Source organism: Paenibacillus paludis, assembly GCF_042610515.1.
Lineage (GTDB): Bacteria > Bacillota > Bacilli > Paenibacillales > Paenibacillaceae > Paenibacillus_AQ.
In genome coordinates this window covers 135,137-159,749 of record NZ_JBGJZP010000001.1, presented here as the reverse complement: position 1 = coordinate 159,749, position 24,613 = coordinate 135,137, and the positions used below count along the sequence as shown (strand labels likewise).

Here is a 24,613-nt window from a genome sequence, read left to right as displayed (position 1 = left end):
CGCTTCTAAGAGCTGAACATTATTGAATCCTCAATAAATGTGTCCGGCTCCTTCAAGCGCTTTTTTTGCCTGTTCCAAGCGTTACTTGTAACTATTTATTTACGATTACAATTTTACCGTTAGCTGAGTTGCTCTCCATTAAGAGATGTGCCTTATGGATGTGTTCGAGCGGCAGAACTTTGGCGATAGGTACTTTGATCTCATGCCGTTCGATATGCTGGAACAGCTCTACGAGCAAGTGTCTCTTGACAGGCGTGCTTGTGAACGATGTCAGATACACGTTAGTCGGAACGTCAACCATTGGTTCGAACCCGTCCAATACCCACTCGCCTGCCAAAATCCCCGTGACACACACGATGCCATATTCGGCGGCAAGTCCAAGTGAATGCTTAAGCGTAACGGTTCCTACAAGCTCCAATACTTTATTTACTCCGCCTGGGGCAATAGCAAATAGCTTCTCGGACAAGCTGTCGTCGTCAAGCAAGATATGATCCGCGCCAAACTGCTTAAGCAGCTCCATCTTGTCCGGATTTCTTGTCGTTGAGATCACCGTTGCTCCAATACTCTTGGCAAGCTGTAATGCTGCGAGTCCTACAGAACTGGTGCCTCCGCGAATCAGTAGTGCCTCTCCCCCAGTCAGCTTCAGGGTGTCAAATAACGAAGCATAAGCCGTGTAGTACATTTCCGGAATCGCAGCGAGCTCAGCCCAGTCCAGCTGAATATCAATAGGGTACACCTGGTCTGATGGAATTAGTGTATACTCCGCATAGCTGCCGTCAAAATCGCGTCCAAGCCCGCCCATTAACGATACAATCCGTTGTCCTTTGACTAGGCCGCTATCCGAAGGATCTTCAATTTCACCCACACATTCAATCCCGATAATACGCGGAAGTTGAACAGAAGGCGAATGCCCCTGTCTGGTGTAAATCTCCGAACGATTAATGCCAAAAGCCTGGATTTTGACCAGGACCCAGCCTGGCTTCACTTCAGGTAATGGTACCTCCCGCACCTTCAGCTCCTGCGGCTCACACGGATGCTCCAATACTACTGCTTTCATGCTGCAACTCTCCTTTTGTTAGATTTAACTTGGGATTTTTCTATTCTGGGATGACCGTGACTACAGAGAATGTTTGGACTTCCGGCCACTGTTATCTTCAGATTTTCTTGATTTTAACCACTACTAGTAGTAGAAATCCGAAGACAAAGGCGGACGCTAATGCTCCTCCAGTTCCAAAATTCCCCTCCGTCACTTTCCCCAATTTTTATTCTTCCAAGGTACAATCTATATGCTTTTTTCTACCCTAACGAGCAGCGCATTGACACCAACCGCCATTCCGGCGGATAGTACACTGCCCCAGACGATTTTATATACGTTCATTGTCCGAAGTCCGTCAAACAAGATATCACCCAATCCTCCTGCGTTGATGAACGCAGCGATCGTAGCCATGCCTATCGTAGATACTACCGCAAGCCGTATTCCGGTAAAAAAGGCTCTTATGGATAACGGCAGTCTGATCTTGTACAGCACCTGCAGGTTACACATGCCAATGCCTGTAGCCGCTTCGATGATGGCGGGATCAACCCCATTCAGACCTGCAAAGAAATTTCGCAGGAGCAGATATTGATTGTACACTACAAGCACTGTAATAGCCGTGGTCTTGCCCAGTCCCGTTACAGGAATCATCATCGCGAACAGAGCCACACTGGGTATCGAATAGATGATTGAGAACAAATGAACCAAGAACCTGGACAGCATTTTAGATGTCATGGAGATTAGGGTCAGAATCGAGGCGAGTAAAAGCGATGCCAGTAGTGTCATGCCCACAATCTCCAAATGTTCCACCAGCGCCTTTGCCCATTTATCGGGGTGGTTCATGATATATTCGATCAAGTTAACCCCTCCCAGAACTTCTCCTGCCCGCGGGATGAAGCGATTAAGGAGGATACGAAGCCATCTGCAGGGAAGGACGCAATATTCTTTGGAGTATCGAATTGACAGACCCGTCCTTTGTCCATAACAATAACCCGGTGCCCCAATTTAAATGCTTCATTGATATCATGGGTCACGAACAGAAAGGTTTTCTTAAGTCCTCCGTGAATGCGCAGTAGTTCATCCTGCAAATTCATCCGGGTGATGGCATCTAGTGCACCAAAAGGTTCGTCAAGCAGCATGATCTTGGGGTCTGACGCCAGCGCTCTTGCCAATCCGATCCGTTGTTGTTGGCCGCCTGACAGCTGGGAAGGATAGCGGTTCTTAAACTCACCCGGCTCTAGACCAACGAGTGTTAATAATTCATCTACTCTAGCTTCAATCTTTGCTTTGCTCCACTTTAAGAGCTTAGGTACGGCGGCGACATTCTGTCTGATGGTCATATGCGGAAATAAACCTACCTGTTGAATGACATAACCGATGCGTCTTCTTACTGTAACTGGATCTAGGGCTCTGATATCTTCACCAAAAAGCGTAATGCTCCCTTCGTCCGGCTCGTACAGACGGTTAATCATTTTCATCAATGTAGTTTTGCCGGAACCCGAGGAGCCCAAAATGGTAATGAACTCCCCTTCTTCAATGGACAGACTTACATGATCCACCGCGAAATAGCCGGCCTGATTATATTTCTTGCTCACATTGCTGAGTTCGATCGCAGTCTGTGCCATATTCTCCTCCAGAAATCCCGTTTATTTAATGGAGTCGTAAAACTCCTTGGCCACATCTTCATATTCTTCTTTGTCCACATCCACCTTTGCATTCAAGGCTGTAATGGTTGCGGTGTCCAGCGCAGCGCTTACCTTATTAATCTTCTCCGCAATGTCCGGTTGGGCATTCAATACCTCGTCACGGACAACCGGAGCCAAATTATAAGGCGGCCATACCTGTTTGTCGTCTTCTAGCAGTGTGAATTTATCCGTATTTACCAGCATGCCTTCTGTTGTATACCCCGGTGCAACATCCGCTTCGTCATTAGAGAGAACCTCATATTTCAAACTGTTATCATAGACCTTTGACGACTTCCATTTTAGCGGACCATAGATCTTCTCCAGCGCCGGGATGCCGTCTTCACGCTGATCGACTTCACCTTGGGAGGCAAACCGCAGCTCACTTGCATGCTTCTGCAGATCGGAAATCGTTGTAATCCCCAACTCCTTAGATACAGCTGTGCGGACAACCAGCCCTGCTCCATCATTGGCTTTGGAGTAATCCAGCCAAGTGACTTGGAACTGTTGTTTATATTCATCTTTCACCGTATTGTAAACTTCCTCAGGGTCGGTCATCAGCGGCTTCTTGAGAATGGTTAACAAGCCTGTCCCTGTGTATTCCGGATATAGATCAATCTCATTATTAATAAGCGAGGTATGAATGACAGACCCTGCAATGTTGAAGACTCTCTCGACCTTGTATCCTGCATCCTCCAGAGCCAGGGCATACAATTCACCTACGAGTAAATTTTCAGTGAAATCTTTACTCCCGACACGTACGGTTGGTTTGCCGCTTCCTTCCTCGTTTTTGCTGCCGCAGGCGGCCAGTGTAAGCAGCAATAGCAGTACAATTGCAACCGCTGTGAATGACTTTGTTGTATTCTTCATATCCAATCCCTACTTTCCGGTGAATTTATATTTAAACAAATATCTCTCTGCCCCATCAAGGATGAGCGCGGAGGCGATGGACAGCACCGCAACCGATACACCTCCAATCAGGAGCAAATCGATCCGGTTTAGACCAAGGCCTGTAAAAATAATGCTCCCGAGACCTCCGGCGCCGATCTTTGCGGCTAATGTCGCGCTTGCCACGATCTCAATGGCAGCCGTCTTGATTCCGGTCAGAATGAGCGGCGCGGCTAACGGAAGCTTCACCTTCAATAGCACCTGCCAGTCCGACATCCCCACCGCGTAAGCCGTTTCCAGCATAAACGCAGGCACTTCTTCAAGTCCGGTTATTGTGTTCAACAGAATCGGCGGAATGGCTAGTAATATCAGTGCTGTCATAGCCGGCTGGAATCCTGTCCCCATCAGCGGGATCAACAGAAAGAGGATCGCCAGGCTTGGGATGATCCGCAAAACCTGAAAGAGGGAGACGATCCATTTTTCGTATTTCTTGCGTTCCGCGCACAAATATCCCAGGATGATTCCAAGTATAGCTGAGACCCCTAAAGCCAAGATGCTGATGGCGATGTGCTCTTTTACGGAGAGCAAGTAAGCATCTATGTCGGTTGTGAAATAATTCGTAATCTGCTCCCATAAGCTGCTGCCCAAGCTGAACCCCGCCTTTACTGATTGCATTTTCTAGTGCCCAATAAATCATAAGTTATATAGTTACTTACTGGAAGTAGGCACCTTTTTATAATAGAGTTACCTTTAGGTGACTATTGGAGATATGCGCGGAGAATCCCAATAGCATAACGCTACTCTGTGTGCCAAACTGTGCACATTCCCTTTAACGAATGGTTAATAGTAACATTCTCCAAATCAAGTTCACAAAACAAAAAAAAGCCGCCATTTAGGCGACTTTGTATTTGAGCTTTATAAAAGGATCGCTCCTGCAGTTCCAAAATGCTCTTGTCCTATCGAACCTTACGTTTGTAAACTATGTTAACCATTTCAGAAGATATCAGCATGATGCAAAAAAGAATGAGCAGTATTACAGGAACCATAATCATTCCCAAATGACTTGCAAATATCCCCATCAATGATGGTATTAGGGTTGAACCCGTATAAGCGCTTGCCATTGCAAGTCCAATGACACTTGGGGAAGCTATTTTGCCAAAACGTTCCGGTGTTGAATGAACAATGCTTGGATAGATTGGTGCTCCGCCCAACCCCACAATAAATAGAGCACCTGCAGAAATCCAATAATGGACTGGCATAACAAGAATCAAAAGTCCAAAACAGCCCACGATCCCACCATATCTTATCAGGTTTTTACTGGATACGTTGGTCGACAGAAATCCTGATATGATTCGTCCAATGATGATTCCAATATAGAATAAGGAAGATAAAGCTGCTGCTGTGCCAGGAGAAACCCCTTTATTCCCTATAAAAAAAGATGCCATCCATAGACCTGCAGCAGCTTCCGATCCATTGTAACAGAGCATAGTAACCATGGATATTTTCACCCCTGGGATTCGTAAAGCCTCTCTGTTGCTGATCAGTTTCTTTTCGTCGCTTCCTTCCTCTATACTCTCCTTCTCAAAAATCTTCCATAAAGACAAAGACGCCAGTAATATCATCGCTATAGTAAGCAGAAGTAAGCCTACTGTAACGTATCCTGCACGCCAGTTGTTATCACGGTTCAGCCAAAACGACATTATAATTGGACCCGTAAATGCTCCAATTCCCCAAAAACAATGCAACCAGTTCATATGCTTGGCTTTGAAATGCATTGCTACATAGTTGCTCAATGCGGCGTCCACGGAACCTGCTCCTAAGCCCAAAGGAATAGCAAGTAGAATTAGAAATATGAAATCTGATGAAATAGAGAATCCAAGCAAAGCAATAGCCGTAGAGAGTATACTGAACAAGGTTACCTTCCCCGTACCGTATCTGTGCAACAATCTGCTGGCAAATAAACTCGATATTACCGTACAGAATGAGACTATTAACGATATATAACCTGCCATTTCTGTTGTGGCACCAATATCGTGTTGCATAATGGGCCAAGCGCTGCCTAGTAAAGCATCTGGCAATCCCAGACCCATAAATGCGAGATAAATAATCATTAGTAATAACGTAACCATCTTAGGGTTCTCCTCTATTTGGGTATTTGTCATCTGATCCAACTTCGAATCGAAACACAAATATAATAATATTGATATTCTTTCATCGGATCTTGCTATATTTTGACTGATTATAGCAATATTCAGTCAACGGACCGTATAAAGACAGATAATAAGGTAATGGGTAGCCCCCCTACAAATGTGTCAGCTTCTTCAGAAGTGGAAAAGTGCTTGCACCGCCTGAAGTTATGGGATTCCGATACTCTAGCAAAGCGCTTACTAGACAGATTTATAACGAATAAGGTGGTTTGTCAATATTGACTTTCCAACATATAGTGATTAAAATAAACAACGCACACTAAATATAGTGTTAATATGATTTTTCAGTATTTAAAACTAAGCAATTCAATCTTTACAATTTTAAGAGTAGTTTCAATATTTACAGGGGGACTGACACCATGCTAGTCGCGTATGATTCAAAAACAGGAAACGTCAAACGCTTCATCGGCAAGCTGAAGCTGCCGGCTGTGCAGATTGAGGAGCATATGACGATTGACGAGCCCTATGTGCTAATTACATATACCACCGGCTTTGGACAGATTCCAGAGAAGGTGTCTGCTTTCTTGGGGAACAATTATGCCAATCTGAAAGGCATCGCTGCCAGCGGCAACAAGAACTGGGGCAAGCTGTTCGCAAACAGTGCAGACTTGATTGCAGACCAGTACAATGTGCCAGTTATCGGTAAATTTGAGTTATCGGGTACTTTTGGCGATGTGGAACGAATTAAACAGGAGGTGAGCCGGGTTGCGGCATATTGAACTGAACAACATGTTAATGAAGCGGGACGAGAGCGGCTTCTTTCAACTGGACAAAGACCTTGAGGCAGTAGCCGAATTTATGCGGGATGTAGAGCGGCGGAGCCTGGTTTTTGCAAATACAAAAGCCAAGGTCGATTACATGATTGAACAGGATTTCTACGAGAACTTTTACGGGCAGTACAGCGTAGAGGAAATTGAGCAAGTCTACCAGATTGCCCATAGCTACAACTTCAGCTTCCCATCCTATATGGCAGCTTCGAAATTCTACATGGACTACGCTGTAAAAAGCAATGACCGCAAGCAATATCTGGAGCACTACCCGGACCGTGTGGCGGCAGTCTCCCTCCACCTGGGACGCGGCAACGCCGATACTGCCGGAGTGCTTGCCCGTTCGATGATGGAGCAGCGTCTGCAGCCGGCAACTCCAACCTTCCTGAATGCCGGTAAAAGCCGGCGCGGTGAGCTCGTCTCCTGCTTCCTTATCGAAATGGACGACTCGCTCAATTCGATCAACTACGTGCTCAATACCTGCATGCAGCTGTCAAAGATCGGCGGCGGTGTGGCAGTCAACCTGTCCAAGCTGCGCTCGCGCGGGGAGACGATCAAGGGTGTCGAGGATGCAGCCAAGGGCATCATGCCTGTGCTCAAGCTCATGGAGGACGGCTTCTCCTATGCTGATCAGATGGGTCAACGCAAAGGCTCCGGAGCAGCCTACTACAACATTTTTGGCTGGGATGTCCTGGAATTCCTCGACAGCAAGAAGATTAACGCCGACGAGAAAACAAGGCTCAAAACTCTGTCCATTGGGCTGATCATTCCGAACCGCTTCTATAAGCTGGCGAAGGACAATGAACCGCTGCATGTATTTGCCCCATACACTGTGTACAAAGCCTATGGCACGCATCTCGACGATATGGATCTGGATGACATGTACGATAAGCTGCTGGCCGATCCGCGTGTTAAGAAGAAGAAGGCCATGAGCGCACGGGATATGCTGACCAAAATTGCCATGATCCAGCTGGAATCCGGCTACCCTTATATCATGAACAAGAGCAACGCCAATGCGGCCCATGCCCTGAAAAATGTCGGACAGATCAAAATGTCCAACCTCTGTACCGAAATCTTCCAGCTCCAGGAGACCACCGAGATTGCCGATTACGGACAGGAGGATACCATCCGCCGCGATGTAAGCTGTAATCTGGCTTCCCTGAATATTGTCAACGTGATGGAACACGGCAAGATCCGCGAATCCGTGCATGAAGGTATGATCGCCCTGACTGCTGTCAGCGACATGACCAGTATCTCCAATGCCCCTGGCGTAGCTAAAGCGAACAAAGAGATGCACTCTGTTGGTCTAGGCGTCATGAATCTTCACGGCTATCTCGCGAAGAACAACATCGCTTATGAAAGCGAGCAAGCCCGCGACTTTGCCCGGACCTTCTTCATGACAATGAACTTCCATTCCCTGGAGAAGAGCATGGAGATCGCTGCTGCAACCGGCCGCTCATTCCATGGCTTCGAGGCATCAGACTACGCCACCGGCGTTTATTTTGAGCGTTACCTGACAACGGATTACCGTCCGGCTACACCAAGAGTGCAGGAGCTGTTCGGGGATATGTATATCCCGTCACCTGCAGACTGGGAACAATTGCGGGATGCAGTAATGGCCAACGGTCTGTACCATGCTTACCGCCTGGCGATTGCGCCAACAGCCAGTATTTCCTATATCCAGAATGCCACTTCGAGCGTTATGCCGATTGTGGAGCAGATTGAGACCCGGACTTATGCCAATTCAACCACATACTATCCGATGCCGTACCTGCGTCCGGACAATGTGTTCTTCTATAAATCGGCTTACCAGATGGATCAGTTCAAGGTCATTGACCTGATCGCGGAAATTCAGCCTCATATCGACCAGGGCATATCGACCGTGCTGCATGTCAACAGCGATGTATCCACCAGGGAACTGGCCCGCTCATACCTGTATGCGGCGCATAAAGGACTGAAGTCGCTGTATTACACCCGGACCAAAAAACTGTCCGTCGAGGAATGCCTCACCTGCTCGATTTAAATGGAAGGCTATGGCCGCAAAAAAAGGAGATTGCACGATTATGAGCGCTATTCAAGCCGTTAACTGGAACCGTCCCGATGACGATTTCTCATTGATGTTCTGGAATCAGAACATTATGCAATTCTGGACAGATGATGAAATTCCATTGTCCGATGATAAAATGTCCTGGCTCACGCTCAGTGAGCAGGAAAAGGACTCTTATATGAAGGTGCTGGGCGGCCTGACACTGCTGGATACAATTCAAGGCGGAGTCGGTATGCCCCAGATTATGGAGCATGTTGAAGGCCTTCAGCGCAAGGCCGTGCTGGGCTTCATGGGCATGATGGAACAGATTCATGCCAAGTCGTACAGCAGCATCTTCACCACATTAGCCTCCACAGAGGAGATAGACAGTGTATTCCGCTGGGTGGAAGAGAACCCGTACCTGCAGTTCAAGGCGGAGACCATATCACAATATTACAAAAATATAGACTCGCCTAAAGACCTGTATCTCGCTATGGCGGCCTCCGTGCTGCTGGAGAGCTACTTGTTCTACAGCGGCTTCTTCTACCCGCTGTATCTGGCCGGCCAGGGTAAAATGACCTGCAGCGGTGAGATCATCGACCTTATTTTGCGGGATGAGAGCATTCACGGGGTATATGTCGGGGTGCTCGCGCAGGAGATCTTTGACGGACTTGCGGAAGACGATCAGCGAGACCTGCACCAGACACTGGTGGGACTGCTCCGCCTGCTGCATGAGAATGAAGAACGTTATACGGAGCAGATCTATGCTCCCATCGGACTGGTGGACGAGGTCAAGACCTTCCTCAGATACAACGCTAACAAAGCGATGATGAATCTGGGCCATGATCCTCTGTTCGACGAGGAAGAGATCAATCCGATTGTCCAGAACGGCATCAGTACCCACACCAAGCAGCATGACTTTTTCTCGAAGAAAGGCAACGGATATATCCGGGCGCTTAACGTGGAACCGCTGAAGGATGAAGACTTTCAATTCTAACCTTATATGTTTCTAAAAATACCGCCCTTTTCGAGGGCGGTATTTTTAGTTACCATCATCATAAATTAATTCGTTAACACTTCCGGCCATTAATTACATCAGGTATCTTCCCGTGATCGACTGCTCCGCATGGATGATCTGCGGAGGTGTACCTTCGAACACAACCTGGCCGCCCTTGCTGCCTCCGTCCGGTCCCATATCAATGATCCAGTCCGCTTGGCTGATCACATCGAGGTTGTGCTCGATAACAATCACCGTATTGCCGGTATCCACGAGACGGTTTATGATCTCCAGAAGGTGACCGATATCTGACATGTGGAGGCCGGTCGTCGGCTCGTCCATCACATAGATGCTGCCCTTCTTATGCAGCTCGCTGGCCAGCTTGATGCGCTGGCATTCCCCGCCTGAAAGCGTGCTGAGCGGCTGGCCGAGTGTAATATAATTCAGCCCCACATCACTCATCGCCTGGAGCTTGCGCACAACCTCTTTTAGCTGAAAAAACGCCAATGCCTGCTCCACATTCATCTCCAGCACTTCTGCTATTGACTTGCCGTTCAGCTTGTACGCGAGCACCTCTTCTTTGAATCGTCTGCCTCCGCATACTTCGCAGGGCAGCTTCACGCTATCGAGGAAGGCAAGGTCTGTGTACACAACACCCAGTCCCTGGCAGTTCTCACAAGCTCCCTTGGAGTTGAAGCTGAACAAGCCTTGACTCACCTTGTTCGCGGATGCAAAGGCCTTGCGCACATCATCCATAATGCCTGTGTAAGTTGCGGGATTCGAACGTGTTGACACTCCTATTGCCGATTGGTCGATGACGATGGCGTCCGGATGCTGACTGAGGAATACTTCGTTAATCATCGTGCTCTTACCGGAGCCGGCGACAGGATCATTAATCTCACGAATGACGCGGATGAGCTGTCCGGCCTCGATGGAGGATAGCTCCGCAATGTTGAGACCATTGATCCTGCAGCTGAGCGTGGCCTGGCTGAGTCTCGCACCGTGGCAGCTGGAGCAAGGCCCCTCGGAAATATACGGCGCAACAGCTTTCTGTGTGCGCTCGGACTTCATCTTCACATCCTGCTTGATGTATTTATTGGTGAACTTCTCAATGACGCCTTCCACTGTAATATTTGTTGCCTTGCCGGCGAAATCCATCTTAACTTTTCTTGCCTTGGCGTACAGCAGCTGCTCCAGTTCCTCTTCCGAATAATCGCTCAGCTTCTTGTCGAGATCGAAGTCTCCTGACTGCACGATCATGTTCCATTCCCAGCCGTTCACTGAATAGTCCGGCAGCATAATAGCCCCTTCATGGAGCGACTTTGACTTGTCCAGCGCCATGCTCATGTCGACACCAAGCCGCCGGCCAAGTCCGTTACACTCGGGACACATGCCTTGCAGATCGTTAAACGAAAACATGTGCGCTTGTCCAACATAGGGCTGGCCTACTCGGGAGAAAAGAAGACGGAGAATGGGAGAAATATCAGTAATCGTGCCCAATGTGGAATGGGATCCCCCACCCAGCCGCTTCTGATCCACAATAACAGCCATGCTCAGGTTCTCAATCGCATCCGTATCCGGCTGCGGAACACGGGGCAGGAAATTTCGCACGAACATGCTGAAGTTCTCGTTCAGCAATCGCGTGGATTCTGCGGCGATCGTATCGAAGACGATCGATGACTTGCCGGACCCGGACACCCCGGTGAAGATCGTGATCTTCCGCTTCGGAATGCGCAAGGATACGTTCTTGAGATTGTTTTCCCTCGCACCCGAAATTACGATATACTCCTGATTCGATTCGCTCATGCCAAACATCCCTCCGGGTAGTGTTAATTTCTGCTTATATACACATTGTACCATTCAACGTGTATAGATAGTCGTGCAGCCCCAACTTCCACCTGTGTACCCGTTAATTTATCATTGGGGCTGCATATTCTGTTACATGGGTAGACGTACAAAAGAAAAATAAACAAAAGACCGGTATAATACCAGTCTTTTGTTTTCTATATTGAACTTGAGAATATACATTTAGGGAAAAGTGGCGGAGGGGAATTTTGGAACTGGAGGAGCGAGAGCGTCCGCCTGAAAGCTTTCCGCAGGAAAGCTCGCTTCGGAAGCATGGGCAAGGTTTGGATTTCTACCGCGATTCGCGGTTAAATTCGGGAAATCCAAACCTACCTATCAATAAAGTGTTTTGAGTGCTTCAGGAGTAAATGGAATCAATTCATCCAATTTCCCATCCCGAATTTTACTGACCCATGCAGGGTCTACAAGCAATGCTCTACCGATAGCAACCAGATCGAATTCTTGATTTTCGAGCTTTTGAACCAATCTCTCGATACTTGCATTCTCTGCACCTTTTCCTTCAGTGAAAAGAGTCATGAAATCACCATCAAGGCCAATCGAACCCACAGTAATGGTTGGTTTGCCTGTAAGTTTTTTAACCCAACCAGCAAGATTCAAGTCAGAGCCTTCAAATTCCGGTTCCCAGAAACGCCGTGTCGAGCAATGGAAAATATCCACTCCAGCGTTAACCAAAGGTTGCAGAAATTGCTGAAGCTCGTCGGGTGTTTTCGCTAATTTGGCTGTATATTCCGTTCCTTTCCACTGTGAGATGCGCAGCACGATGGTAAAGTCAGGACCTACGGCTTGGCGGCAAGCTTGGATGACTTCTTCCGCAAAGCGGGTACGTGCAATCATGCTGCCTCCGTAACGATCAGTACGCTCATTAGTTTTCTCCCAAAAGAACTGGTCAATCAAATAGCCGTGAGCTCCATGGATTTCAATTCCATCAAATCCAATGCGCTTGGCTTCAGCTGCCGATTGTGCAAAAGCATCAACGATGCCACTGATTTCGGACTCGGAATAATCATTGACGTTGCCCCGTGCACCCATGTGCCAGATTTGAGGAATAATTTTGCCGCCGGCTTCATGAACCTCAGACACAACATTTGCCCAGCCATTCAATGCTTCTTCACCATAAAAGAAAGGGACATTCTCCTGATTGGATGCATCTGCATGATCAACAACCGTGCCTTCTGTTACGATCAGACCCACATTATTTTCGGCTCTCCGGCGATAGTATGCAGCAACATCTGCTCCAGGAACCCCATTGGGAGACAGATTCCGGGTCATTGGCGCCATTACTGTCCGATTAGACAGATTAAGATTTCCTAAAGTAAAAGGACGGAGTAATGGTTGTACTGATTCGGTATTAAACATCGTAAACCTCCTAAGTTTTTTTCGTATAATACTCATTAATTTCTCGACAAATTGAGCTTAGAATCCACTAGTATACTGTTTAGGAACTGCTGTTTCTTTTCTCAGCTTTGATGCAGCTTCTAAGGCCCAATATGGATTTCTCAGCATTCCTCTTCCGACTGCAATCAAATCTGCCTCTTCATTTCCTATAACTGCATTCGCCAAAATTGGATCATCCAATCTTCCAACAGCGATCACTGGAATATCGAGTGCTTGTTTGATATCTCTAGCGAGCGGTACTTGATAAGCTGCGTGAGTTCCTGGTCTGCCCCATGCAGCAATAGCTCCCTCGCCACCTGATGAAATATCAAACATGTCTACTCCTGCAACTTGATATTCCTTGGCAAAAGCAATGCTTTCCTGAATCCCATAACCACCTTCAACGTATTCTTTAGCTGATATACGCATGATTAGTGGCATGTCCTCCGGCATCTCGGCCTTTGCAGCCTGAATAACCTCCCGGCCAAACAAGGTAAGATCTTTACCATATTCATCATCCCGTTTGTTCGTTAGTGGAGAATGAAATTGATGGATCAAATAGCCATGCGCACCATGAAGTTCGATAGTATCGAATCCAGCCTGGACAGCGCGAGCTACAGCAGTGCGGAATTTCTCAACCATTCCTTTTACTTCTGCGGTGGTAAGTGCCCGGGGCTGTTTAGAATTTTCATCAAAAGCGATAGCTGAAGGGGCTACTGGAACTTCAGCATCTTCCGCCTTGCGTCCAGCGTGCGCGATTTGGATTCCCACTTTGGCACCGTGACTATGACAAGCATCTACAATCCGTTTCAGAGCCGGAATCTGATCATCTGACCAAAGACCAAGATCGAAATCGGAAATGCGCCCATCGGGCTCTACATCAGTCATTTCAATTATGATTAAACCAGTTCCGCCTACAGCACGGCTAACATAGTGCATGTAATGCCAATCTGTGGCAATACCATCTTTATTGTCGACGGAGTATTGACACATTGGAGGCATCACAACACGGTTTTTCAATTCTAAACTTTTAAAAGAATATGGGCTAAACAAATCTATCATGGATAAACGCTCCCCTTTTTGCTCTTATATATTAAATTTATCATGCATGCGCAAGCATGTATGTACTTTCAGGTTATGGTTTTTTCAGAACTTTTGCAATGCATCAGGAATCGGATCGTAACCAGCAATCAGATCAAAGGCACGCTTATAGGTGTGCTTCTCTTCCAAAGCAGCCACAATGGTACGCGCTACATCTTCACGAGGGATACTGCCAACAGTGATATTTTCCGCAGCAGACACCTTTCCCGTTCCTGGTTCATTCAATAAAATTCCTGGACGTATAATCGTGTATGTCAGACTGCTGCTTTCGAGCACTTTGTCTGCATAATGCTTAGCTGCGTAATACGGTAGAATATTATGGTGCCAGTTGTCCCGGTTATTCGCCTGAATTGCACTGACCATGATGAATCTGTCAATGCCTGCTTTTTCAGCAGCTTCAATAGTTTTTCCTGCACCGTCCAAATCAATTAACAGTGTTTTGTCATCACCCGTTTTTCCACCTGATCCAGCCGTAAACACAATAGCGTCACAACCCTTGGCGGCCGTTGCAATGGAGTCTACTGTCCCTTCCAAATCCGCGAGAACAGTTTCGACTCCCTGTTGTACAAATGTATCGGCTTGTTCTTTATTCCGTACCATCGCCCGGACGGTGTGATCGTTGCTTGCTTTCAACTGTTGAATAAGGTGCTGTCCGATTTGTCCATTCGATCCGACTACTAACACCTTCATAGCTATCCACTCCTTATCAGCTGAATTGAATTACAGCAACAATGAATAAAGCATGCGCATGCATATAATTTACCGGAGAAAAATAATTATGTCAAGTCGTAATCCTAAACTTAACAATCATCTCAACTCTACTTACAAGATCTCTACACTGGTCACAAAAACAATTTTTTCGTCAGATTCTTTACTTCTGAATTAAATCCATCTTTTTTTAGTTCTGCTTGTAAGACCTGATTAAAGGTCTGAAGTGCCCGCTGGTATTTATTTTCGCCTAACTCTGTAATTCGAGTATAAATACCACGCCGGTCATCCTCGCATATATGTCTTTCTAACGCACCACAGTTTTTAGCTTCCATTCTAACGACGAGTCTCGATATAGCACTTTGACTTAGTCCCACAAGTTCTTGAAGTTGCTGTAGCCGTAATTTTTTTTCCTCAGCATTGGATATGAAATTTAAAACATAGAACTCCTTCAAAGATAAATTATAATTGTTCAGCAGAGCTTGTTCCAACTTTTCACTTAAATTTGAATTGATGCGGGACCAAGTCAACCATACCTCCAAAAGTTCATTTTCATGTTGCAAGCTTAAATCACCCCACCTGATTTTAAAGTCATTCGACATAGTTTGCCTTATTGTATCAATCCAAATTGATATGGTCAAAACCCATACATTATTCGTCCAACACAACATTGAAAAAACCCTCGTCACCAATGAGGGTTTTTCGCCAAAATACATATTGTTAATTTAAATACATACATTTGAAGTCGCTAAAGTCATTGAATTGCGAACAGCTTCCATCCTGGGAATATAACCCGATCACAACGCCGGTAAAACCTCCGGCAACCTCTGAGGAGAGGTATCTGGTTTGCGCAGAGCCCAAATCAATTGCTATGCCATCGCTTATTACCTGAAAAGAGTAAGTGTCATGATCTGAAATAATCTTTAATATGGCTACATTTGAATTTAGATCGGATTGTTCGTGTATGGTCTTAATGTCTCCGATGTTCAGACGCTTAACGGCTTCAATTCGCTCCCCTATTCTTCTCAAAGCGAAATCATAATGATGATGCTCATCCATATATAACGTTATTCCCGCTTCACCATCATTCACTCTAATCTCACAGGAGATTTCCACATGGAAATCCTTTTGACGCAAACCGATAAAGGTCGGAGAATCCGCCATATCTAATGAAATCTGTGAACCTCTTAATTTCAATTCCCCATCACCCAGCAAATAATTCTGTTTATCGGGATAACGTAAGTAACACCAATCTATATCCCAGCTTGTGTTATGAAAAGTATATTCCGTCTGTTCTATCTGTTTAGCCGAATTGGGAATGTAGTTTGTTTCAACTTCCCCCTGAGTCGTACCATCGTCTCCCACCGTAAACCAATGATCTTCTTGGAAAGTAACTGGCATCAAAAACACTTCCCGCCCCAGATGATGATGCATAACCCATCTGCCGATTTGCCGAAATCCCAAATGAACGATCCACCAATTTCCATCGTGATCTTGAATTAAATCTCCGTGGCCTACACCCTGTATCTCATATCCCCCCAGATTCCTGTTTGTTAAAACGGGGTTATTGGGATACGCTTCAAAAGGTCCGTAAGGGGAATTGCCTCTTGCATATACAATCATATGTCCATATTCGGTTCCTCCTTCTGCTGCCATTAAGTAATAGAGATCATTGATTTTATACAGGTGAGGGCTTTCCAGATAACGTCCCCCTGTTCCATGCCAGATCACGCGGCTTGGTGTAAGCTTTTCACCAGTTTCGATATCTATCTCACATTGAAAGATGCTGTTCCTTCCAGTGTCATCAGTGCCGTTGCTCATAAAGTAGATTGAATTTCCTTCAAAGTAAAATGAGGGATCTATCCCCCCTTGGTCCACAAAGATGGGCTCCGACCATTCGCCGTAGATATCATCTGTCCAAACGTAGAAATTTTGCCCGGTAGAATTATTAGTGGTGGTCATGTAAAAACGACCGTTATGATATCTGATGGTGCATGCGAATACTCCTCCAGAACTGTCTATCTTCTCAAGATGAACTTGTGATTGTCTTGTTAAGCAATGTCCAATTTGTCTCCAATTCACTAAATCATCGCTTTCGAACAAAGGTACGCCAGGATAATATTGAAAGGAACTGCTGACGAGATAATACTTATTATTTACTTTACAAACACTTGGATCGGGATAGAAACCTTTAATTACGGGATTGCTGTACTTCATGATTTCACCTCATAATTGAATGTTATTGATTGATTATTTCTCATATGGTGAGAAATAGATTGAACTTGAGAATTACATTTAGGGAAAAGTGACGGAGGGGAATTTTGGAACTGGAGGAGCGATAGCGTCCGCCTTTAGGTTTGGATTTCTACCGCGATTCGCGGTTAAATTCAGGAAATCCAAACCTAACAGCGGCCGGAAGTCCAAACATTCTCTGGAGTCACGGCCAATCCCGAAGTAGAAGAATTTCAGTTCAATTATATACATGAAATTATAAGTTAATGACACGGCTCTATTGAATGATGTATACTGTCGTATATTTGATCTATTCTAAGAAAGGATAATGATATGATAACAATATACTATGCCGGATATGATGCCATCCATACCGCAGATTTTGTTTGTGACGTCCCTGAAGGACATAATACATGGTTGCTCCTTCTCACCAGAACACCCGCCCAATTCTGGGTTGAGGGCGAGATGAAGGAATATCCTGCTAACTGCGCGGTAGTCTTCCAACCACATCAAAAGATACTCTACCGGGCCTGTGCAGGTAGCTATGGGAATGACTGGATTCATTTTGATTCAGACGAAATTCATTTGAAGGAATCAAAGCTATTACATGGAGTTCCCTTTCCCATGCCCGACCCGGAATATTTCCACCAATTGTTTCAGTTGCTTACGGCTGAACATTTCTTTTCCTGCGCTTACCGGGAGCTGTCTATGGATTACTTATTCCGGATTATCATCAATAAGCTTATTGAAGCTTCGCACAGTACGAATAATACTCCTCACTATCAAAATCTGTTGAATCTGCGCAAAGCGGTATACAACAACCCGGGTCATTCTTGGGCCGTACCGGCTATGGCCGAACATGTGCATCTCAGTTCTGGCTATTTACAGGCCATCTATAAGTCAACCTTTGGCATTTCGTGCATGGACGACGTCATTCAATGCCGAATCCATCTTGCCAAGGAAAAGCTGCTTCATAGTCCGCATCGGATCTCCGAAATCGCCGCAATTTGCGGATACATGAATATTGAGCATTTTAGTCGGCAGTTCCGCCAAATCACAGGCTATGCACCTCGTGAATACCAAAAATTGATGGCATCAGATTCATGAAATCTTCTCGGATGGAATCGATCAAGTTGTTTTTAACTTTATGTATAATGCTCAATTTAAGAAGTAAACCTCATTTTATTAATCCATCTTGGCAAAAATAGTAGGAGCATAAATAAAACTGCAACAGTAATGGAAGGAACGGCAATGATTGTAGAAATACCTCCATAGGGTTCAAAACTTGTGTAATAGCTGTTGAACTCGGCTATCTGCATGGGCAGAAAATTGCCCACGTAATGTTTCAGAAAGAATACCTCGCTCATCTGAATGGCGTAAGATATGGCTATGGTGAATAATAACAGGGCGTAGCCAGTATAAACCTGTGTGACTAATACGCTGATCAATAAGGTAATCCCTGTCATCAGTGAGATTGCCACATATCCAATGACCAGGTTGATCAAAAACTGCTCGAAATAATTCACCTCAACCATTGATAAAAAAAATTGTGGACTACTTTGTATAGGCAAATCCGCTCCTTGTAAACCGTACATAAAGAATATAGGCGTAATGTAAATCGCCACCGCCGCCAGATAAAGCAGTGAAGAGAGTTGGAAGGCGTTGATGATCCGTACCCTACTCAGCTTACGTTTCCCAAACCTCGTGGATTTCACCAGTCCGTCCACGCCCAAGGTCTCGTCTTCATTAAAAATTGGGACCAGTACAATGGAAATGAGAACCAGGACAATAAAAACACACTGGCTCATCCCTGAATTAACGTTCTTCCAGCCCTCAGCATAACCCATCCGGATAGGTTCGGAGAGAGAAGCCGCTGCAAAAGTCCCGTTGCTGTTTCCTTTCCTGGAACTCCCCGCTTCCTCCTGTGCACTTCTGATGATGTCTGCCCTGTCCTGATAGAATTGTTCTGCTGAGACATCCCGTATTCCAGTCCAGTCCCAGCCATACACTTGGATAATCATATCCAAGGCTGGCAAATCTGCAACATCCGCTGTATTCCTGTCTTCTGGTAGGCTAAGTTCTCTGTATTTTTCCAAAATTTTGTTAATCTCAACTTCATCCAATACCTCCGGCTGATAGAAATACCGGTATTCCGTCCCATCTGTTACCTCATATCTTGCCTGATTTAAATAACCAGTTTTGATGGTGTCTAAGTTGTAAAAGGTAAGTATCAGAAACAATGCCAACAAAAAACCGAATACGTTTGTGTTTAGGATTTTACTTCTGTTTAATTTTGATAAGTAGCTCATGATTTCACCTACCTTCCTCTACTGTAAATAATATCTTCTCATCCATATAGAGATACCGATTCGAGATAAGAGAATGTACACAGTACCCAGAAACAGGGCGACAAAAACATAAGGAAACACGGTATTACCCACAAAATATAATTTCTCTATGCCTATAAGATTATTGATAAAGTTCTGGGGCATGAAGACCATCACTTTTTCAATCAGCGCCCCCCTCCCCATTTGATAAGTATTGACGAGATAAAAATAAATCAGTGAAGTTGCTAATACCAGTCTCCCTCTTTTAAAAATCACGGACAAAAACAGGATAAGATGAGTCACGACGAGGGTGGAAAAGTATCCCATGGCAATATAGAGTAACGCCTCTTGAAGCTGATTCATCGAATAAAATGTAGTCGTTCCGATTTGAACCGAAGAGTCCCAGCCGTGCAGCGTGTAGACTACAGCAACAAACAGCAGTACGATCACAATATACACAAAATAGGCTATCGTAGAAAACACACTGGCGGCGCCAAGCTTATAGCTGATCAGCTTCCTCCGGCTCTCTTTGGTGGATAAGGTCACCTTGTCAATTCCTTTGCTGCTGTTTTTGGAGAATCCCTCACATAGGATAAAGGCCAAGAACATAAAGAAAAGGTAGATCGTATTTAATAAACCTATTTTCAGGTACTCCCAGCCGCTATCGTATTTGAATAAAAATGGGGTGTGTACTTTTTGCATTTTCTGGGATATGATTTCGATTTGTTCCTTTGTATAAGGAAATAGATTTTGTTCATTGGATAAATATTCGGTAAAACTGCCCTTCCAATCCTCATAAAAACTGGCGAGCTGCTCATTGGTTAAATTTAAGCTGTTATCGAGCACACGGTACTTTTCATATGGGAAATTCAGTTCCCAGTTCAGCATATCGTGAGGAAACATCAATTTTTTGCCCAGCTTGCGGTCTGTATCCACTTCCCCCTCAATATAAGGTTTGTCCACACTGTTTTCGTAGTTCTGTTTCATTTGTAATAAATAATCTGTCGTCATCGTGCCCTCAACCGTTCGCTCCCTTAAAATATCCCAGCCCCCAATGCCGCTATGTATGGTTCCCTCATCATCCAAGACATCGATACTCCGGGCGGTTTGAACCAAAGGGATCAGAATAATTGTGAGAAAGAGTAGGCTGATAATCACCGTACTTTTATTTCGTATTTTTTTCAGTTCTAATGGAATGAAATTACGCATGGCTCCCACTCCCTAAGTGGATGTAGTAATCTTCCAGCGTGGGCTCGCATACGATTGCGCCTGATTCCTTTTCTCCCAAGTACCGTACACTGACAGCGTTTTCTTCCTGCCGTATTCGTACGATGAGGTGTTCCTTCTTAAAGGAGGCAAGCCGCTCTCTGTCCATCTCCTCGGTGAACACTTTTCCTTTAATCCCGGATAACATCTTTTGCACATTACCTTGCTCTTTAATTTTGCCCTGATTTAGGATAATCACATTGGTGGTGATTGCTTCGATATCCGAAATAATGTGGGTAGAAAACAAGATGATCTTGTCCTGTCCCATTTCGCTTATGATGTTTGAAAAACGGATTCGCTCATGGGGGTCAAGCCCAGCGGTGGGCTCGTCAAAAATTAATATCTTTGGATCGTTAATGATGGCTTGGGCAATGCCCACCCGCCTTTTCATCCCTCCGGAAAAGGTTTTGACCTTTTTATTAGCAACTTTCTCCAGATTGACAAACTGTAATACCTCTGGAACTTTGTGCTTCAGTTCCTTTTTTGACAACCCCTTCAGTGCTCCCATATATTCCAGATATTCTGTTGCCGTGAACGCGGGATACACCTCGAAATCCTGAGGGATATATCCCACAAGATTCCGGTAGTCGTCGTTCATATGGAAGATATCCTTGCCGTTAAAGGTAACCTTGCCGCTGGTCTGATGGTCGATTGCCACAAGAATTCGCATCAAGGTGCTTTTCCCTGCCCCATTATCTCCCAAAAGTCCGTACACACCTTCAGGCAAAATAAAATTCAGTTCATCAATGGCCCGTTTCGTTCCAAATGTTCTTGTTACATTTTCCGCTTTAATTTCCATCGCTAATTTCCTTTCTCAACTGATATACGTCTCCTTCTGAGAGAACTTGCCAGTCCTCTCCCGCAGACGTTCTCCCTAGCAAGAGGTTGGTATATGCTCCGTCCAGCTTTTTCACTGCCCATGCCACCAGGTTTTCATCTTCAAATCCTGCTATGATACCTGATTTTTCTTCTGCATATAGAATATTTTGGATTCTCGGATCAGAAGTGCTTCCTCTGGTGCCATTGTCTGCCGGCTCGGGAAACCGATCCGAATTTTCTCTCATGTATGCATCAACAGTTTTGTAGATACCTATATAATCATCGATAGACAAAGTCGGAATTTCTATCGTTGGCCTAATTGATGACCCTGTTCTTCCTTCCTCCCGATAAGTTCTTTCATTACTTTTTCTATCTGCATCAAGTCGTTTGTCCAAGGCGATATCCTCAGGAGTTCTCTCAACATCTGGCGTAACATCCAAAGAAATCTCCTCTGGGGGCTCCTCATTGCCCAGCTTCTCATTCTCTGTCTTGACATTCTTCGGATTGTTATCTACGGCATTTAATTCCTCTGAGATGGTTTTGTCAGCCTGCATGCTTACATATTCTGAGTAGCTGCTTTGAGTTTGGAAGTAGAGACTTCCTCCAATTAAAATGGTTATAGTTAATGCAATCATGAAGATTTTTTTCACTAAGACACCTCCGTTTTTAATATGTAACCTCCTCATCTTCGCGAAATCCGGCCATAATTTTTGTCAGTGAAGCAGGAACACCTTGGCTTCTGCACTGTCTTCGTAAATGGCTTGATGTTCCTCCTATTTCTTCTTGGTACAAAGTATAGATTGAACAACTAAAAAATCCAGGTGTGTAGATCTTAAATTTTTCTTAAATAGATATTTTCACATTAGTATCGCACCGAGCGTTATATATAAAATATTACAAATAATTAAAGCAAAAAAAGGGACGTGATTATCCACGTCCCCACCCTATCGAATTTACTCACTTACTAAAGCATATGCGGATATTTTACGGATGCGGTATGTGATCAGCATCGAAGTAAAGTAAGAAACAATGACAAGTGCCACACCAAGCAAAGTAATCCACGACGTCATGATAATAAAATTCGCCTTCATAATCCCCATAGCACTCATAGCCACTGACATGAATGGATTGGTTAGGGTAATTCCAGCTGCGCTTCCGAGCAATACGCCTATCATGATAGGCGGCAGAAATCCAAGCGAGAGCTGATTCATTAGCTGGAAGGTTGTAAAACCAATTGCTTTTTGTATACCCAGTTCACGTTTCTTACGAATAACCGATGAATTAATTACAAAATACAGAACCAGAATCACGACAACTAAGGTTATAACCATCATGCCAATCCCAAGCTTCGAGACAATTGATAAGTAAGTGCCCATACCCTGTTCCAGGGTTTTATCCATGTCTACTGTTGCCGAGATAGAATCTCCATAGTCGCTTTTAAGCTTGTTTATAAATACATCAGATTTACTATTTTTGTTTAAATAGATTTGCAGACTCTGCTGTTTAAAGTCCGGGTTAAGCTTAAGGAAGCCGTCCCGTCGTATCGACGCATTCATTCCGCCCATATTTGCACCTTGAGATAAGCCAGTGATCAGATACTCAGCCTGCTTAGCGCCGACATTTATCGTGACACGGTCTCCGACCTTTTTATCCAGCTTGTCAGCTAAGATACCGGCAAGCACAACTTCGTTGCTATGCAGCGGATATCTGCCCTTATAGACGGTATCTGTTTCTTTTGCAGAATAATCCTCCATCACATAAGCAGTTACATCATAGCTCTCTATCTTAATCTTAGCCTCATCAAGATACAGCACTTTTCTTACATTCTTCATGTTTTTAATGTTTTCAACAAGCTTTGGTTGATCCTTATCCGAATTCAAAACAGCCATCACATTTGAAAGTTCGACTCCGGGAGTCTCTGCAAATGCCTTTGTATCAATAACAGTGTTATAAAACATCACAAAGCCAAAGGTACTGGCAAAAGATACAGCGGCAAGGATCACTGCCATCATGAAGGTGTGCTTCCTGCTTTGCAGCATGGATTTGAACCCGAGAACGACCGGCAGACTGCCTATTGACTTATGAAGCGGTAAATGGTTTTTTCTGAAGTTATGGGTTGTGATTCCGCCTCTTAAGGCTACAATCGGATTAAGCTTACGAATTCGTCCCGAGGAAATGAAGGAAACAATGATAACAATGAATAAAATTGTACATAGAATAACACTGCTGATTGCTCCATCGAAGCCTTGCACCCACATAAGTCCGGATTGATGGGCAAACATATTAGAAAGTACTGGCGTAGCTAAATAGGACAACGATATGCCTGCTATACTGCCAACCAAGGCAATAAGCATGTACTGCATTACAATAGACCCTATAATTTGTCTGCTGGTATATCCGATCGCCTTTAAAGACCCGATTTTGGTCATGTCTTCTTCAATGCTGTTACCAATTCTAAACCGCACTACGATAAAGCATACAACTGCGATAATAATAGCGAAAGCCATGGACATTACCGATACTATATTTGCCATAGTAACACGGGTTGATTTCAACGTATCTAAATCCATGGTGGATAATGTATCCGTACTGGTTGCTGCAGCTAAAGTAGAAACAGCAACTTTTTGATTCTTTTGTATTAATTGTCCTATCCCTGTTTCAACTTCATTATTTATTTTATCAAGATCAGCAAAAACAAGTGTTGAACTATATTTGTTACCCAGCTTCTGTACAAGCTTTTCATAGGTTTCATGAGGAAGATAAGCCCCTAAAGTTCCGGTATCAAAAGAACTGAAAAAGGCATCTTCTGTAAACCCTTTTACTGTAAATGTAAGAACTTCATCTTCCAAGGTAACTTCAATTTTGTCATTCAGCTTGTAACCACCGTCAATATTCAATATATACGGCACATATATGGACATGGAATCAGGCGGTAAATGCTTTTCAACAAATCTCCATTTAGAGAAATCACGTTTTTTATCCATATCATTGAGAATAAAACTGGTCTTACGTGTTTCACCATTATAGGGGATGGATGCCGAAGCCCATATCACATCCGCTTTGTGCATGTTTGATACATTTTTATTATTTCTGATGTACTCATCTACCTCTCCGGTATATAACTGATTTGGCAAGAGGTAGTACACATCGTTTGTCTTAAGCTCTTTGGTGACTTTTTCAAAATAACTGCCAAAATTCACAAACACTAGCGAGCCCGCATTTAGCAGCAATCCGGCAATGAGGAACAATAGCAACAGTGAAACCGTGTGTCCTTTGGTTTTTCGTATATTTGCAAAGCTGAGCATAGCTAATTTCCGCAA

Annotated in this window: 21 protein-coding genes; 4 read left to right on the top strand and 17 right to left on the bottom strand. The window is 44.7% G+C overall.

Annotated elements, in window-relative coordinates:
• Positions 1-91: 91 nt before the first annotated feature.
• From ACAN56_RS00650 to ACAN56_RS00625, 6 genes are all read right to left on the bottom strand, one after another.
• Entirely contained in the window at positions 92-1,057 is a 966-nt protein-coding gene (locus tag ACAN56_RS00650) for a zinc-binding alcohol dehydrogenase family protein (RefSeq protein ID WP_038592244.1), read from the bottom strand.
• A gap of 225 nt (positions 1,058-1,282) precedes the next feature.
• Entirely contained in the window at positions 1,283-1,891 is a 609-nt protein-coding gene (locus ACAN56_RS00645; protein ID WP_038592243.1) for an ABC transporter permease, read from the bottom strand.
• On the bottom strand, positions 1,888-2,658 hold the full coding sequence (locus tag ACAN56_RS00640) for an ABC transporter ATP-binding protein (RefSeq protein ID WP_038592241.1): 771 nt from the start codon (positions 2,656-2,658) through the stop codon (positions 1,888-1,890). The genes ACAN56_RS00645 and ACAN56_RS00640 overlap by 4 nt, the downstream gene beginning before the upstream one ends.
• Positions 2,659-2,679: 21 nt before the next feature.
• Positions 2,680-3,585 carry a glycine betaine ABC transporter substrate-binding protein gene (locus ACAN56_RS00635; RefSeq protein ID WP_038592240.1) on the bottom strand — a complete coding sequence of 302 codons (906 nt, stop codon included), beginning with the start codon at positions 3,583-3,585 and terminating at the stop codon, positions 2,680-2,682.
• 9 nt (positions 3,586-3,594) lie between these two features.
• Positions 3,595-4,251: an ABC transporter permease gene (locus tag ACAN56_RS00630; RefSeq protein ID WP_038592238.1), complete on the bottom strand. Its 657-nt coding sequence runs from the start codon at positions 4,249-4,251 to the stop codon at positions 3,595-3,597.
• A 308-nt stretch (positions 4,252-4,559) separates the two neighbouring features.
• Positions 4,560-5,732 (bottom strand): MFS transporter, encoded by a 1,173-nt coding sequence (locus ACAN56_RS00625; RefSeq protein WP_038592237.1) that lies wholly within the window; start codon positions 5,730-5,732, stop codon positions 4,560-4,562.
• Positions 5,733-6,169: 437 nt separating this feature from the next.
• Between ACAN56_RS00625 and nrdI the strand changes: the two genes are divergently transcribed.
• From nrdI to nrdF, 3 genes are read left to right on the top strand one after another with little or no spacing between them, the layout of a single operon-like run.
• Entirely contained in the window at positions 6,170-6,529 is a 360-nt protein-coding gene (gene nrdI, locus ACAN56_RS00620; protein WP_038592234.1) for a class Ib ribonucleoside-diphosphate reductase assembly flavoprotein NrdI, read from the top strand.
• The gene (gene nrdE, locus ACAN56_RS00615) at positions 6,516-8,600 is read left to right on the top strand and encodes a class 1b ribonucleoside-diphosphate reductase subunit alpha (RefSeq protein ID WP_038592231.1); all 2,085 of its coding nucleotides are present in this window, start codon (positions 6,516-6,518) and stop codon (positions 8,598-8,600) included. The genes nrdI and nrdE overlap by 14 nt, the downstream gene beginning before the upstream one ends.
• 40 nt (positions 8,601-8,640) lie before the next feature.
• Positions 8,641-9,600: a class 1b ribonucleoside-diphosphate reductase subunit beta gene (gene nrdF / locus ACAN56_RS00610; protein ID WP_038592228.1), complete on the top strand. Its 960-nt coding sequence runs from the start codon at positions 8,641-8,643 to the stop codon at positions 9,598-9,600.
• Between the two features lie 93 nt (positions 9,601-9,693).
• Here the strand turns inward: nrdF and ACAN56_RS00605 are convergent, their stop codons facing one another.
• The 6 genes from ACAN56_RS00605 to ACAN56_RS00580 form a co-directional block, all read right to left on the bottom strand.
• Entirely contained in the window at positions 9,694-11,406 is a 1,713-nt protein-coding gene (locus ACAN56_RS00605) for an ATP-binding cassette domain-containing protein (RefSeq protein WP_379139714.1), read from the bottom strand.
• Positions 11,407-11,781: 375 nt separating this feature from the next.
• Positions 11,782-12,822, bottom strand: a complete 1,041-nt coding sequence (locus ACAN56_RS00600; RefSeq protein WP_038592224.1) for an NADH:flavin oxidoreductase — start codon at positions 12,820-12,822, stop codon at positions 11,782-11,784.
• Positions 12,823-12,879: 57 nt separating this feature from the next.
• Complete coding sequence (locus ACAN56_RS00595) at positions 12,880-13,902, bottom strand: NADH:flavin oxidoreductase/NADH oxidase (protein WP_379139711.1); 1,023 nt, start codon at positions 13,900-13,902, stop codon at positions 12,880-12,882.
• A gap of 84 nt (positions 13,903-13,986) precedes the next feature.
• Positions 13,987-14,631: an SDR family oxidoreductase gene (locus tag ACAN56_RS00590; RefSeq protein ID WP_038592219.1), complete on the bottom strand. Its 645-nt coding sequence runs from the start codon at positions 14,629-14,631 to the stop codon at positions 13,987-13,989.
• Between the two features lie 152 nt (positions 14,632-14,783).
• Positions 14,784-15,251, bottom strand: a complete 468-nt coding sequence (locus ACAN56_RS00585) for a MarR family winged helix-turn-helix transcriptional regulator (RefSeq protein WP_379139708.1) — start codon at positions 15,249-15,251, stop codon at positions 14,784-14,786.
• A 118-nt stretch (positions 15,252-15,369) separates the two neighbouring features.
• Entirely contained in the window at positions 15,370-16,866 is a 1,497-nt protein-coding gene (locus tag ACAN56_RS00580; protein ID WP_379139706.1) for a glycoside hydrolase family 43 protein, read from the bottom strand.
• A 480-nt stretch (positions 16,867-17,346) separates the two neighbouring features.
• Between ACAN56_RS00580 and ACAN56_RS00575 the strand changes: the two genes are divergently transcribed.
• Positions 17,347-17,988 carry a helix-turn-helix transcriptional regulator gene (locus ACAN56_RS00575; protein WP_379139704.1) on the top strand — a complete coding sequence of 214 codons (642 nt, stop codon included), beginning with the start codon at positions 17,347-17,349 and terminating at the stop codon, positions 17,986-17,988.
• Positions 17,989-18,044: 56 nt separating this feature from the next.
• On the opposite strand, the gene ACAN56_RS00570 is transcribed toward ACAN56_RS00575, so the two are convergent.
• The 5 genes from ACAN56_RS00570 to ACAN56_RS00550 form a co-directional block, all read right to left on the bottom strand.
• Positions 18,045-19,190: a hypothetical protein gene (locus ACAN56_RS00570; RefSeq protein ID WP_379139702.1), complete on the bottom strand. Its 1,146-nt coding sequence runs from the start codon at positions 19,188-19,190 to the stop codon at positions 18,045-18,047.
• 18 nt (positions 19,191-19,208) lie between these two features.
• Positions 19,209-20,417: a hypothetical protein gene (locus tag ACAN56_RS00565; RefSeq protein WP_379139700.1), complete on the bottom strand. Its 1,209-nt coding sequence runs from the start codon at positions 20,415-20,417 to the stop codon at positions 19,209-19,211.
• A complete protein-coding gene (locus ACAN56_RS00560) occupies positions 20,410-21,273 on the bottom strand; it encodes an ABC transporter ATP-binding protein (protein WP_038592206.1) in 864 nt (287 codons plus the stop codon). Before ACAN56_RS00560 ends, ACAN56_RS00565 begins: the two co-directional genes overlap by 8 nt.
• Positions 21,263-21,943 carry a hypothetical protein gene (locus ACAN56_RS00555; RefSeq protein WP_038592203.1) on the bottom strand — a complete coding sequence of 227 codons (681 nt, stop codon included), beginning with the start codon at positions 21,941-21,943 and terminating at the stop codon, positions 21,263-21,265. Before ACAN56_RS00555 ends, ACAN56_RS00560 begins: the two co-directional genes overlap by 11 nt.
• A gap of 303 nt (positions 21,944-22,246) precedes the next feature.
• Positions 22,247-24,613 carry an ABC transporter permease gene (locus ACAN56_RS00550; RefSeq protein WP_379139697.1) on the bottom strand — a complete coding sequence of 789 codons (2,367 nt, stop codon included), beginning with the start codon at positions 24,611-24,613 and terminating at the stop codon, positions 22,247-22,249.

Coding starts and splice junctions, on each gene's coding strand:
- ACAN56_RS00595 (WP_379139711.1), bottom strand. CDS start 13,902: ATGATAGATTTGTTTAGCCCATATTCTTTTAAAAGTTTAGAATTGAAA.
- ACAN56_RS00625 (WP_038592237.1), bottom strand. CDS start 5,732: ATGGTTACGTTATTACTAATGATTATTTATCTCGCATTTATGGGTCTG.
- ACAN56_RS00565 (WP_379139700.1), bottom strand. CDS start 20,417: ATGCGTAATTTCATTCCATTAGAACTGAAAAAAATACGAAATAAAAGT.
- ACAN56_RS00560 (WP_038592206.1), bottom strand. CDS start 21,273: ATGGAAATTAAAGCGGAAAATGTAACAAGAACATTTGGAACGAAACGG.
- ACAN56_RS00635 (WP_038592240.1), bottom strand. CDS start 3,585: ATGAAGAATACAACAAAGTCATTCACAGCGGTTGCAATTGTACTGCTA.
- ACAN56_RS00590 (WP_038592219.1), bottom strand. CDS start 14,631: ATGAAGGTGTTAGTAGTCGGATCGAATGGACAAATCGGACAGCACCTT.
- ACAN56_RS00605 (WP_379139714.1), bottom strand. CDS start 11,406: ATGAGCGAATCGAATCAGGAGTATATCGTAATTTCGGGTGCGAGGGAA.
- ACAN56_RS00580 (WP_379139706.1), bottom strand. CDS start 16,866: ATGAAGTACAGCAATCCCGTAATTAAAGGTTTCTATCCCGATCCAAGT.
- ACAN56_RS00650 (WP_038592244.1), bottom strand. CDS start 1,057: ATGAAAGCAGTAGTATTGGAGCATCCGTGTGAGCCGCAGGAGCTGAAG.
- ACAN56_RS00585 (WP_379139708.1), bottom strand. CDS start 15,251: ATGTCGAATGACTTTAAAATCAGGTGGGGTGATTTAAGCTTGCAACAT.
- ACAN56_RS00570 (WP_379139702.1), bottom strand. CDS start 19,190: ATGAGCTACTTATCAAAATTAAACAGAAGTAAAATCCTAAACACAAAC.
- ACAN56_RS00575 (WP_379139704.1), top strand. CDS start 17,347: ATGAAGGAATATCCTGCTAACTGCGCGGTAGTCTTCCAACCACATCAA.
- ACAN56_RS00600 (WP_038592224.1), bottom strand. CDS start 12,822: ATGTTTAATACCGAATCAGTACAACCATTACTCCGTCCTTTTACTTTA.
- ACAN56_RS00640 (WP_038592241.1), bottom strand. CDS start 2,658: ATGGCACAGACTGCGATCGAACTCAGCAATGTGAGCAAGAAATATAAT.
- nrdF (WP_038592228.1), top strand. CDS start 8,641: ATGAGCGCTATTCAAGCCGTTAACTGGAACCGTCCCGATGACGATTTC.
- nrdI (WP_038592234.1), top strand. CDS start 6,170: ATGCTAGTCGCGTATGATTCAAAAACAGGAAACGTCAAACGCTTCATC.